Source organism: Halostagnicola alkaliphila (assembly GCF_055379965.1).
In genome coordinates this window covers 249,098-261,439 of record NZ_AP043825.1, presented here as the reverse complement: position 1 = coordinate 261,439, position 12,342 = coordinate 249,098, and the positions used below count along the sequence as shown (strand labels likewise).

At 62.1% G+C, this 12,342-nt stretch carries 8 protein-coding genes; 5 read left to right on the top strand and 3 right to left on the bottom strand.

The annotated features are described in order from the left end of the window. The first annotated feature begins 161 nt into the window (after window positions 1-161). The 4 genes from ACZ5C7_RS03400 (at window position 162) to ACZ5C7_RS03385 (ending at window position 6,886) form a co-directional block, all read left to right on the top strand. Entirely contained in the window at window positions 162-1,703 is a 1,542-nt protein-coding gene (locus tag ACZ5C7_RS03400) for a GMC family oxidoreductase (RefSeq protein WP_464375200.1), read from the top strand. Window positions 1,704-1,891: 188 nt separating this feature from the next. Then, window positions 1,892-3,874: a 3-hydroxyacyl-CoA dehydrogenase/enoyl-CoA hydratase family protein gene (locus tag ACZ5C7_RS03395; protein WP_464375199.1), complete on the top strand. Its 1,983-nt coding sequence runs from the start codon at window positions 1,892-1,894 to the stop codon at window positions 3,872-3,874. A gap of 111 nt (window positions 3,875-3,985) precedes the next feature. Continuing rightward, window positions 3,986-5,671, top strand: coding sequence for an acyl-CoA synthetase (locus tag ACZ5C7_RS03390; protein ID WP_464375198.1), 1,686 nt, complete (start codon window positions 3,986-3,988; stop codon window positions 5,669-5,671). Window positions 5,672-5,737: 66 nt separating this feature from the next. Next, window positions 5,738-6,886 carry an acyl-CoA dehydrogenase family protein gene (locus ACZ5C7_RS03385; protein ID WP_464375197.1) on the top strand — a complete coding sequence of 383 codons (1,149 nt, stop codon included), beginning with the start codon at window positions 5,738-5,740 and terminating at the stop codon, window positions 6,884-6,886. Between the two features lie 24 nt (window positions 6,887-6,910). On the opposite strand, the gene ACZ5C7_RS03380 is transcribed toward ACZ5C7_RS03385, so the two are convergent. Further along, complete coding sequence (locus tag ACZ5C7_RS03380) at window positions 6,911-7,870, bottom strand: MBL fold metallo-hydrolase (protein ID WP_464375196.1); 960 nt, start codon at window positions 7,868-7,870, stop codon at window positions 6,911-6,913. A gap of 173 nt (window positions 7,871-8,043) precedes the next feature. Here ACZ5C7_RS03380 and ACZ5C7_RS03375 point away from each other — a divergent pair, with 173 nt between their 5' ends. Beyond that, the gene (locus tag ACZ5C7_RS03375; protein WP_464375195.1) at window positions 8,044-9,489 is read left to right on the top strand and encodes an aldehyde dehydrogenase family protein; all 1,446 of its coding nucleotides are present in this window, start codon (window positions 8,044-8,046) and stop codon (window positions 9,487-9,489) included. A 47-nt stretch (window positions 9,490-9,536) separates the two neighbouring features. On the opposite strand, the gene ACZ5C7_RS03370 is transcribed toward ACZ5C7_RS03375, so the two are convergent. After that, window positions 9,537-10,571: a 2,3-butanediol dehydrogenase gene (locus ACZ5C7_RS03370; protein WP_464375194.1), complete on the bottom strand. Its 1,035-nt coding sequence runs from the start codon at window positions 10,569-10,571 to the stop codon at window positions 9,537-9,539. 84 nt (window positions 10,572-10,655) lie between these two features. Next, the gene (locus ACZ5C7_RS03365) at window positions 10,656-12,182 is read right to left on the bottom strand and encodes a GMC family oxidoreductase (RefSeq protein ID WP_464375193.1); all 1,527 of its coding nucleotides are present in this window, start codon (window positions 12,180-12,182) and stop codon (window positions 10,656-10,658) included. Between the last annotated feature and the right edge of the window lie 160 nt (window positions 12,183-12,342).

Below are 12,342 nucleotides of genomic sequence, written 5' to 3'. Positions count from 1 at the left end.
ACGGTGTGGCCTGTACGCTGATCGAACGCCAAACCGGTCAGTTCTCGTGTTCTGCGGGCTTGCTCAGCGGAGATGTCACAGTCTGTCTCTATCTGCCACCAATCTACGGGGACAACCGCAAACCATTAGTTACCGTTCCAAGTAGATTGTGAACGTCTATCATGTACGACTACGTGATCGTCGGTGGTGGGAGTGCCGGATGTGTACTCGCCCGCCGATTGACCGAATCCGAAGACGTCGACGTACTGTTGCTCGAGTCAGGTGAACCAGCGGAAGACAGGGATATGGTGAAAGATCCCACCCGAGTGTGGGACGTCCTGGGATCCGAACTCGATTGGAAGTTCGACACGGAACCCCAGCCGGGGATGAACGGTCGAACCATCGACTGGCCGCGGGGGAAAGCCCTCGGCGGCTCGAGCGTGATCAACGGGATGGCCTACGTCCGCGGACACCCCTACGACTACGACAATTGGGCCGAGATGGGCAACGAGGGCTGGAGTTACGACGACTTGTTGCCGTACTTCAAAAAGTCCGAAACGCTGAACGCCGACGGGGACGAGGAGTACCACGGAACCGACGGGCCGCTGAGCGTGTCTCGCGGGACGCCCAGCGATTTCTCGAAGACGCTCGTCGAGGCCGGGGTAGAAGCCGGGTTGGAGCTCAACATGGACCTCAACGGTTCACAACAAGAGGGAATCGGCTACTACCACTCCACGACGAAAGACGGTCACCGACACAGCGCCGCGGCGGCGTTCATCAAGCCGATTCTCGACCGGCCGAACCTGACCGTCGAGACGAGCGCACACGTCACCGAACTCACGTTCGACGGGGATCGGGCGACAGGTGTGGTGTACGAACAGAACGGCGACCGGCACGAGGCGGAAGTCAACCGCTCCGGAGAAGTGATCCTTTCGGCGGGAGCGATACAGACGCCGCAACTGCTGATGCTTTCGGGGATCGGTCCGGCCGACCACTTGGAAGACCACGACATCGACGTGAAACACGATCTCCCTGGGGTCGGTCGAAACCTGCAGGATCACCTCCGGGTCCCGGTCGTCTACGAAAGTTCGAAATCGATCGGCTCCGCACCGGAACCGATCGAGGTGGAGGACGACGAGGAACGCGGAACCCGATACGACACTGTCATGGTCGGCGCGTTCGAGCGGACGGAGCCAGAGCTTCCCGCCCCGGACATTCAGTACGGACTCTCCCCGGGATCCGAAGCCGATCCGCAGGCAGGGTTTTCGATCATGGTCCTCCCGCTTCGCCCGGTCGCCCGCGGACGCGTGACGCTCCAATCGGACGACCCGTACGACGATCCGATACTCGATCCGAAATACATGGTCGACGAAAAGGATGTCGACGATTTCGTCAGAGGGATCCGCCGGGCGCGACGCATCGGAGAGACGGACGTTCTCTCGGAGTACCGAGAGAAGGAGATAAAACCCGGCGAAGACGTCCAGAGCCACGAGGGAATCGCGGAGTACATTCGAAACAACGCCGTTTCCGGATACCATCCGACCTGTACGTGTAAGATGGGGACCGACGAAGAGGCCGTCGTCGACAGCGACCTCCGCCTCCACGGTCTCGAGGGCCTCCGCGTCGTCGACGCGTCGGTGATGCCACAGATCACGAGCGGGAACACGAACGCACCGACGATAGCGGTCGCCGAGAAAGGTGCGGACCTCATCAAAGATGCATGATTAGCAGCCGGACTCGAGAGGAGAGGACTCTCGGTTCAGCGTGTATCGACAGCGAGTGATAGCCAATTCAGCGTCGATATCGTCGGCCAATGGAAGATACCGACGGTGCGCGATAGATCGGGTTTCGGAGCGATCCGGTTTTCACCTAACCGTCACCTTGAATACCTGCTGTCGTAATTACTACCACAATGCAACATGAGATAGAGCGCGTTGCAGTGCTTGGAGCTGGTAGTATGGGCCACGGAATCGCCGAACTCGCGGCGATCGCCGGCTACGATGTCTCGCTTCGGGACATCGAGGAGTCGTACGTCGAAGACGGCTACGAACAACTCGAGTGGAGCGTCGAGAAACTCGCCGAGAAGGGGCAACTCGAGGACGATCCGGACGCCGTCCTCGAGCGCGTAAATACGACAACCGATCTTTCGGCGGCCGTCAGTGACGCGGACATCGTTATCGAGGCCATTCCCGAGGATCTCGAGATGAAGCGAAACTTGTTCGAGGACGTTGCAAACGCCGCGGGGGACGACACCATCCTCGCGACGAACACTTCGAGTCTCAAGGTTGGCGATATCGCGCAAGCCGTCGATCGACCCGAACGATTCTGCGGAATGCACTTTTTCAACCCGCCGGTGAAGATGGATCTGGTCGAAGTCGTTTCCGGCGAACAGACCGACGACGACGTTGTCGACGCGGCGTACGAGTTCGCCGAATCGATCGACAAGACGCCCGTACTCGTCCGAAAGGACGTTCCCGAGTTCATCGTGAACAACGTCCTCGTCCCCTTCATGGAAGAAGCCGCGTGGTTATTCGACGAGGACGCGACGGGAGTCAGACAGGCGGACGCGGCCATGGTATTCCGGCGAGGGTACCCGATGGGACCGTTCGAACTCGCGGATTTCGGCGGACTGGACGTGCTCGCACACAGCCGTGAGCAGTGGAACAAACCCCTCCCCGAGAGCGTCGAGACGCGCGTCGAAAACGACGACCTCGGTCGGAAGACCGGACGGGGATTTTACGACTACGAGGACGGAGAGACGTCGGAGACGTCTCAAGGAGACGGCGAAGCCGTCGACAGCGATGTCGACTACGAACCCGGCGACGGCGAGGGCTTCGATACGCTCCGGATCGAGGCTCGGATGGTAAACGAAGCGGCGCGTCTCGTCGGGAAGGGCGTCGCGGAGCCCGACGACATCGACATCGCGATGCGACTCGGCGGCGGCCTCCCGGAGGGAACCTGCCGGACCGGCGACAAGCTCGGCCTCGATCGGGTGCTCGAGAAAGTCGAAGCGCTCTACGAGGAGACCGGGGCGGCGCGCTACGAGCCAGCCGACTACCTCGTCGAACTCGTCGAGGACGGCCGCACCGGAGAGGACGCCGGCGAAGGATTTTACGACTACGGCGACGGCGGGCCCTACCACTACATCACGCACACGCTCGACGACGACGGCGTCCTCGAGGTCACGTTCGACCGCGAGGAACGACTCAACGCGCTCTCGACGGACATGCTCGACGAGATTCAACGGCTGCTCGAGACGGTCGACACGGAGGAAGTGTCCTGTGTCACCTTCGAAGGGGCGGGCGAGCGAGCGTTCAGCGCCGGTGCCGATATCACGGGCTTTACGACCGCCGACCCGACCGATCTGATGGGCGTCGACGAGGCCGTCGAAACCATCTACGAGTTCGAACGGCCGACGATCGCGAAGGTCGACGGACTCTGTCTGGGCGGCGGCTTCGAGATCACACTCGCCTGTGACATCCGCATCGCGACCGAGGAGTCGAAACTGGGGAGCCCGGAGATCAATCTGGGGCTCATCCCGGGCGGTGGCGGAACCCAACGGCTCGTCCGCCTCGTCGGCGAGGCGCGCACGAAGGAACTCGTCTTCCAGGGCGAGCAGATCAGCGCCGAGCGCGCGGCCGACTGGGGGATCCTGAACCGGGCGGTGCCGGCCGACGAGTTCGAAGAGACCGTCGACGGGTTCGTCTCGAACATCTCAAGCGGCCCGAAAACGGCGCTCAAAGCGGCGAAACAGGTCATCAACGAGGGCCAGAACGCGAGCCTCGATACGGCGATCGCGATGGAAAGTCAGGCGTTCGGCCTGCTGGCCACGACCGACGATATGCTCGAGGGCGTCGAGGCGTTCACGCACGACCGCGACCCGCAATTCGACTAGCTTCGGGGGCCGACCCCGGCATCGGTCACCGCTGACCGCTCGCCACCGACGCGGATACCTAAGGTATATTAAATAACGCTTAATGTGCGCAGTCGTAATTCTCTCAGTAGAATGGACGAAATCGACCGACTCGAGAACTACCACTTTCACGAACGAGGATTCGAAACGATAGCAGCGGCCGAGGAGTGGTTCGATTGGGAGATACCCGAGACGTTCAACATCGCTCACTACGTCTGTGACCGGTGGGCTGAAGCGGAGAAGAACGACATCGCTCTTTATATCGACGAAGAGGACGGGGACCGGAGTACGTACACGTTCCGCCAGCTCCAACAGTACGCGAACCGGTTCGCGTCGTTTCTCGAGAGTCGGGGGATCGGACCCGACGATCGAGTCGCCGTCAACGGAACGCAGTGTTTGGAGTCGCTCGTCGCGCACCTCGCCGCGTTCAAGCTCGGTGCGAGCACCGTCCCGCTCAGCGTCCTCCTCGGTTCCGACGGGCTTCGGTACCGACTCGCTGATTCCGAATCCGTCGCGTTTGTGGTCGGCCGAGGCGCAATTGAGACGTTCCGCGAGATCCGCGACGACCTCGATGCGATCGAACTCGTCGTGACGACCGAGCCGTTCGACGAGGCGGACGAAATCAACTTCCGGGATGCTATCGAGGGCCGCTCGAACGACTTCGAAACGCGAGAGACGGATCCGGAGGACGAGGCCTGTATCATCTATACGAGCGGAACGACGGGCGAGCCCAAGGGAGCAGTTCACGCACACAGGCACCTCCTCGGCCTCCTTCCGCAGTTTATCAGCCTCCAACGGCACAACACGGGCGACGATCAGGTCGTTCGGACGATCTCCGAGTGGTCCTGGATCATGTCCTTGAATCAGATGGTCTTTCCGCCGCTGTTCTACGGAATCCCGGTCGTCGGCTCCCCGGGCGGATCGTTCGAGGCCGAAACGGAGTTCGAACTCGTCGACCGGTTCGACATCACGCACCTGAACCTCCCGCCGACCGCGGTTCGCATGATGATGCAGGTCGAAGACGCGGACGAAAAGTACGACCTGCGGAGCTTGCAGGCGTTTTCGACCGGCGGGGAATCCGCGGGAGAGAGCATCATCGACTGGGCGACCACCACCTTCGAGAACGCGGCGTTCATCGAAGGGTACGGCGCGACCGAATTCGGCGGGCTCATCTGCGACGATCCAGGGTTCGACTACGCGCACCGGACGGGCTATTTCGGGATCCCGTCGATCGGTCACGAGGTCGCGGTCCTCGACCGGGAAACGATGGAACCGATCGAGCAGCCCGGCGAAACCGGCGAACTGGCGGTCCGCTACGAGGGCGACCCGATGCTGTTCGTGGAGTACCTCGACGAGCCCGAGAAAACGGCGGAAAAGATCCAAGACGGCTGGCTCCTCTCGGAGGATATCGTCTCGTTCGACGAGGACGGGTACTTCCAGTTCCACGCTCGTGACAACGACCTTATTATCAGCTCCGGCTATCGATTCGGCCCCGACGAGATCGAGGAAGCGCTCGTCACGCACGAAGCCGTCGAGCAAGCGGGCGTGATCGGCGTTCCCCACGAAACGCGCGGCGAGATTCCGAAGGCGTTCGTCGTGTTGACCGACGGCTACGATCCCGGCGAGGACCGTCGCTCGGCGTTGAAACAACACGTCAAGGATCGACTGGCGAAGTACGAATACCCGCGCGAACTCGAGTTCGTCCAGGAACTCCCGCGAACCTCGACCGGAAAGATCCGCCGAACGGTGCTCCGCGAACGAGACGACGTCGCTGAGTAGCGATCTGCAGCCGGAACCACCCGCTTCCGTCGAAAAAGATTTACCGTCGTCTTTCAGTTATCCATCATGGAGTTACTGGACGAATCACTGGTTCCTGCGTCCGTTAGGCCCATCAAACGAGAGGCTCGAGCGTTCGCAGACGAGTACATCGAGCCCAACGCCGAGCGACACTTCGACGACGGGACCTACCCGACGGCAGTCGTCGACGCGGCGATCGATGCCGACCTCGTCGGAATAGAGATCGGCGAGGAGTTCGGCGGGCGCGGCGCGTCGCTCCTCAAGAGTTTGGCGGTCACGGAGGAGTTTTTCCGCGCGGATGCCGGGATCGGGATGGCAATTCGGGGGCGGAGCTTCGGCGCGAACATTCTCGAGCGATACGGAACGGAACGACAGAAACGAACGCGCCTGCCGCCGATCGCGTCCGGCGATGAGTTCGCCGGAATGGCGGTCTCGGAACCGGAGACCGGAAGCGACCTTGCGGGAATGACGACCGCCGCGGAGCGGGACGGCGACGAGTGGGTGCTCGACGGCGAGAAGTACTGGATCGGAAACGGGATCGACGCCGACTGGCTCCTCGTGTACGCGAAGACCGGATCCGATCCCGAGGACCGACACGGGAACCATTCGTTGTGTATCGTCCCGACTGACACACCGGGGTACGCCGCAGAACACATCCCCGAAAAGATCGGAATGCGAGCGTCCCAGCAGGCCCATATCGAGTTCGACGATTGCCGGATCCCTACGGAGAACCTCGTCGGCGAGGAGGGCGAGGGGTTCAGGATGATCTCCGAGTTCTTCGATCACGGCCGCGTCTCCACGAGCGGACACGGCCTCGGAATCGCCGCCGCATCCCTCGAGGAAACCTGGGAGTTCGTCGAACAACGCGAGGAGTTCGGCCGTTCGATCGGCGAATTCCAATCCGTCCAACACGACCTCGCGGACGCCCGAACGGAGTTCGAGAGCGCACGCGCACTGACCTGGCGCGCCGCAGAGCTGGTAAACGGGGAAGAAGACGCGACCGATTGGGCCGCGATGGCGAAGACGAAGGCGACCGAAACGGCCGTCGAGTGCACCGAAACCGGAATGCGACTCCACGGCGGACGGAGCGTGCTGGACGAACGTCGGATCTCCCGGCTCTTCCGCGACGCGCGCCTCCCGATCATCTACGAGGGCGTCAACGAAATCCAGCGCGACCTGATCTACCGTCACACGTGATTTGCCGGGAGTACTCGACCGAGTTCATCGAGAGTAGTAGACGAGATCCCCGTCGCGCTCGCGGGACGCCCGACCGCGGTTGACCAGGTGCGTGAGCGCACTGAGAATTTCGGGGTAAAAGTGCATCGCGTGGGCCTCCGCCAGAACTGCCTCGGTAACGTCGGCTGCCGTCATCGGTCCGTCTACGAGCGCGTCGGCAACACCTTCGATCCGGCGATCGAGGCTCGCGCGATCGTCCCGGAACGACTCGAGCGGGGCGTCGTGGACGGGGCCGTGTCCGGGGAAGATTCGGTCGATGGTGCGCTTCTCGAGGCGGTCGAGCGAGCGCCGATAGCTCGCGACGGCGCTATGGTACTCGCGGTCCAGTCGGTTATTGAGGAGGACCGCTCGGAACGGTTCGATACCCATGTCGCCGGAGAAGAGGACCGACTCGCCGTCGACCGTCGTCGCGTAGCAGTGGTGGTCGGCGTGGTGACCTGGCGTCCAAATCGCGTCGACGGTCCGCTCGCCGACGGTGACCCGCTGGTCGTCGACGAGCCAATGGTCGACGGCGTCGAAGGGGAAGTTCGTCCGCATCCATCGCTGTAAGTGTGTTTCGTCGTCGTAGATCTGTTCCCGTTCGGACCGATCGAACCCGCTCTGAGCGATCGTGTCTCGAATTCGGTCGGTGACGGTCTCGAGGGGGCGACTGAGCCGGTCGCGTGCAGTAAGCGGGGCGTACACGTCCGCGTCGCTTCCCTCGACCAGTTCCCGGAGGCGACCGACGTGGTCGGGGTGTGGGTGGGTCAAAAAGACGTGATCGATCTCCTCGAGAGCGTAGTCGCACTGATCGGCGAACGAAACCGGTTGCTCCGTCGACATCGAGGCGGGACCGGTATCGAACAGAATCACCTCGTCTCCGTCCAGAACGTACGCGGAGACGTGTCCCGGCGGGAACTCCATCGAAAATTCGACGCGCGAGATCGTCGCAGTGCTCTCCAGCATTGATAGGAAGTGTTGTCGGGTGTGGGTATAGTTCTTGCTCGTTCTCATCGTCTGCTGGTTGCCACACTCCTCGTCGCCGACCAGGCATCGGTAAAATTATTTAGTATGAGCTTGTTGTAACTTTCTACAGCGGTTTATCCGGACCACCGATGCAGTCCCGCTGTTGATATACTATGTCAGATTCAATAAAGGATACGTACGACTTGTTCATCGATGGCGAGACGGTGACGGCCTCGAGCAACGACTATCTCACGACGGAAGACCCCGCGACTGAGGAACCGATCGCGGAGTTCGCGGCGGGGACCGCCGACGACGTCGACGAGGCGGTCGCCGCCGCGCGGAATTCGCTCGATGAGTGGCAGGCGAAAAAGCCCGGCGAACGGGGCGATATCGTCCAGCGAATCGCAGACGGCATCCGCGAGCACGCGGAGACGCTCGTCGAAGTCGAAACGCTCGATCAGGGGAAGCCGTTGACGGCGTCCCGGGGCGCCGTCGAGGGGGCGGCCGGGTGTTTCGAGTACTACGCGGGCGCGGCGGACAAGCTCGAAGGCAAAAGTATCCCGGTCGGCGAGGATACGCTGGATTTCACGATCCGAGAGCCCTACGGGGTAAGCGCCCAGATCATCCCGTGGAACGCACCGCTCAACTTGAGCGCGCAGGGAACCGCGCCGGCGCTCGTCGCGGGAAACGCGGTCGTTATCAAACCCGCACCGACGACGCCGCTTTCGTCGCTCCACCTCGCGGAAATCTGTAAAGAGGCCGGCGTCCCCGACGGCGTCATCAACGTGGTTACCGGCGCGACCGAGCCCGGCGCCGCCCTCTCCTCGCACGAAGGCGTCGACACGATTTCGTTCACCGGAAGCGTCCCAACGGGACAGGCGGTGATGGAATCTGCGGCGGAGGACATCACGCCGGTCACGCTCGAACTCGGCGGCAAGAACCCGGCGATCGTGATGCCCGACGCCGACCTCGACGAGGCCGTGTTTTCGATCGCGATCGGTATCTTCAGCAACACGGGACAGATCTGTGCCGCCGCAGACCGGGCCATCGTCCACGAATCGATCTACGACGAGTTCGTCGAGCGGATCGTCGAGCGAGCGGAGGCCTACACGCTCGGCCCGGGCATGGAAGATCCCGATATGGGGCCTCTCAACCACGCCGCACACCACGAGAAGGTGCTCAACTACATCGACATCGGCCTCGAGGAAGGCGCGACGCTCGAGACCGGCGGCGAAGCGCTCGATCGGGACGGGTACTTCGTCGAGCCGACCGTCTTCTCGGACGTCAGCAACGAAATGCAGATCGCCCAGGAGGAGATCTTCGGGCCGGTACTGACGGTCATTCCGTTCTCGGATCGCGAAGAAGCCGTCGAAATCGCGAACGATGTCGAGCTCGGACTTACAGGCGGCGTCTTCTCGAACGACCTCAAGGGGGCGCTCCAGACGGCACGCGAGATCGAGGCCGGATCGATATACGTGAACCAGTGGTTCGGCGGATCGGCGGCGACGCCGTTCGGCGGGATGAAGAAAAGCGGCATCGGCCGCGAGATGGGCCTCGAGTCGCTCGATTCGTACCTGCAGACGAAAAACGTCTGCATCGACATGACGATGGACGAATAGGTAGACTGCGAAGACGGCCGGTCAACGCGTCGTTTCAATTTTGCTGATCACGGTCGGACGAGAACCTTTACCTCCTCGCTGTCGCCGTCGACGAGCGCCTCGAACCCGTCGTCGGAGATATCCTCGAGGTCGATCCGAGACGTAACGAGGAGTTCGGGGTCTACCGCACCGGTCGCGATCTTCTGGAGCACCGCGCCGAAGTCTCGGTCGGCGAGCGGCCCCGTGTGGTAGGCGGCCGAAGCGTTGACGGATCGTTCGTTATTGACGAGGTCCATTGGCTCGAACTCCACCGCTCCCTTGAACACGCCGACGAGGGTGGTGTGTCCGCTCGGTTTGGTGGCCTTGATCGCATCGTTTAACGCGGATTCTTTGCCGGCCACTTCGAACGCGACGTCGACGCCGCCGTCCGTCTCGTCCCTGATCCGTTCGATCGGATCCGTTTCTCTCGGATCGATGACGACGTCTGCGCCGCACTCTCGAGCGAGTTCCCGTCTAGCTTCGCGGTGACCCGACGCGTAAACGGGGCCCGCACCGGCGGCCTTGGCGAGTTGTACCAGTCCCAGTCCGATGGGTCCGAGCCCGACGACCGCGACGGACTGTGCCGGTCGAAGCGGAGATTTCATAAGGGCGTGAAACGCGACCGTCACCGGTTCGGAAACCGCGGCCATCTCCGGCGAAACGCCGTCCGGAAGGGGGACCACGTTACCGGCCGGCGCCGTCACCCGCTCCGCGTAGGCACCGGGCCGTTGCGCGCCGATAACCTCGAGGTTTTCACAGAGGTTGTACTTCGACTCGGCACAACGCGGGCAGTTTTCGCAGGCGACGAGCGGATTCAACACGATTTCGGTACCGACCTCGATATCGACGTTCTCGCCGGTCTCCGCGATCGTTCCGCCGACCTCGTGTCCCATCGTGTACGGGACTCTGTCGTCGGACCGCGGCCCGTGAAGGTATTCACCGATGTCGGAACCGCAGATTCCACAGGCGTCCACGTCGATCAGTACCTCGCCCTCGTCAGGGGACGGTTCGTCGATGTCCTCGACTCTGATATCCCTGTTCCCGTAATATTGGGCTGCTTGCATAACCACTGGTGGATACGAACCGCCACGGCATAAAATATAGGGACTATGACCGAAACACGACGGTCGCGGCCTCGAGGACGATCGTTACCTGGCGTTTTTGAGTAGGTCAGCGCCTTTCTCGGCGATCGCGATCGTCGGTGCGTTCGTGTTGCCACTCGTGATCTTCGGCATGATCGAGGCGTCGATGACACGGAGACCGGACACTCCGCGAACGCGGAGTCGGTCGTCAACGACCGCATCGTCTCCCGTCCCCATCTTACACGTACAGGTCGGGTGGTACCCCGTCATCACTGTGTCCCTGACGAACTCCGCGATCTCCTCGTCCGATTGCACGTCTGGGCCCGGTCGAACCTCCGTCTTCCTGTACTCGGAGAGGACGTCCGTCTGTGCGATGTCTCGAGCCCGTCGGATGCACGTCACGATGTCGTCGACGTCCTTCTCGGTCGCGAGGTAGTTCGGATCGAGTTTCGGTTGCTCGTACGGATCGCGAGACTGGAGCGTAAGCCGTCCGCGACTCTCCGGACGAAGCGGTAAGGCCGTAATCGAGAATCCGCCTTTGGGATCCTCAGGCGAAATCCCGACCGCGAGGCCGTACTGAATATCGGGGGCGGGAAGGTCCGGGTCCGATCGCTCGAACGCGCCGACCAGCGTTCGATCGAAGCGGGTTTCCGGGTCCGCTTGCTCCGACGGGACGATCGGTTCGGGGCTTTCGTACGCGATCGAGACGCGAAGGTGATCCTGCATGTTTCGGCCGACGCCGGGAAGATCCCGTCTCACGTCGATGCCGTGGTCCTCCAAGTGACCGGCCGGCCCGATCCCCGAGAGCATGAGCAACTGCGGAGATTGGATCGCGCCAGCTGAAAGAACCACTTCGCCGCCGTCGTCGACTTCCACTTCGGTTTGGGCGTCGTCTTGTTCGTAGACCGCTCCGGTAACGCGGTCGCCGTCGAACAGCAGACGGGTAACGTGAGCCGACGTTTCGACGGTCAAGTTCGGCCGATCGAGGACCGGTTCGATAAACGCCGCCGCGGCGCTGTGGCGCTCCCCATCGTCGACCGTGGAGTGATAGTAGCCGACGCCCGCCTGTTTTTCGCCGTTGAAGTCCTCGTTCGGCTCCATCCCGGCTTCGATCGCCGCATCGACGAGCAGTTCCGAGAAGGCGTCCGAACTCCCTCGCTGGTCGACGCTCAGCGGGCCGTCGGTTCCGTGGAACTCGTCCGTCTCTCCCGTGAAATCCTCGGACCGCTTGAAATAGGCCAAGAGATCCTCGTAGCTCCAGCCGTCGTTGCCCTGGGCCGCCCAATTGTCGAAATCCCACGGGTGACCCCGAACGTAGGCCATCCCGTTGATCACGCTCGAACCGCCGAGGGCTTTCCCCCGCGGCCAGTCGATGGCTCGGCCGTTCAGACCGGATTGGGGTTCGATTTCGAACGTCCAGTCGATATCCGACCCCAATAACTCCGACACCTGCGTGGGGTCTTTCACGGTATCGCGGTCTTCTTGCGGTTCCCCCGCCTCGAGCAAAAGCACGTCGACACTCCGATCCTGCGTGAGCCGGTTCGCGAGGACACAGCCGGCACTACCACCGCCGACGATGATGTAATCGTACATGGCTACAAATCATACCAATTGTTCACACACCTAATAGATACCGATCGGTTCAAGCCGCCGCGGCGGCTGATTCGATCCGAAACGGATCACTCATTTGTGACAGTTGCCATCAACGCTCAGTGTCGCTTCAACCCCGGAGTTCGAAGCGCTCTTCGGACTC

What these genes read in the sequence shown, in the direction of transcription:
- ACZ5C7_RS03400 (WP_464375200.1), top strand. Translation starts at nt 162, where the DNA reads ATGTACGACTACGTGATCGTCGGTGGTGGGAGTGCCGGATGTGTACTC.
- ACZ5C7_RS03395 (WP_464375199.1), top strand. Translation starts at nt 1,892, where the DNA reads ATGCAACATGAGATAGAGCGCGTTGCAGTGCTTGGAGCTGGTAGTATG.
- ACZ5C7_RS03390 (WP_464375198.1), top strand. Translation starts at nt 3,986, where the DNA reads ATGGACGAAATCGACCGACTCGAGAACTACCACTTTCACGAACGAGGA.
- ACZ5C7_RS03385 (WP_464375197.1), top strand. Translation starts at nt 5,738, where the DNA reads ATGGAGTTACTGGACGAATCACTGGTTCCTGCGTCCGTTAGGCCCATC.
- ACZ5C7_RS03380 (WP_464375196.1), bottom strand. Translation starts at nt 7,870, where the DNA reads ATGCTGGAGAGCACTGCGACGATCTCGCGCGTCGAATTTTCGATGGAG.
- ACZ5C7_RS03375 (WP_464375195.1), top strand. Translation starts at nt 8,044, where the DNA reads ATGTCAGATTCAATAAAGGATACGTACGACTTGTTCATCGATGGCGAG.
- ACZ5C7_RS03370 (WP_464375194.1), bottom strand. Translation starts at nt 10,571, where the DNA reads ATGCAAGCAGCCCAATATTACGGGAACAGGGATATCAGAGTCGAGGAC.
- ACZ5C7_RS03365 (WP_464375193.1), bottom strand. Translation starts at nt 12,182, where the DNA reads ATGTACGATTACATCATCGTCGGCGGTGGTAGTGCCGGCTGTGTCCTC.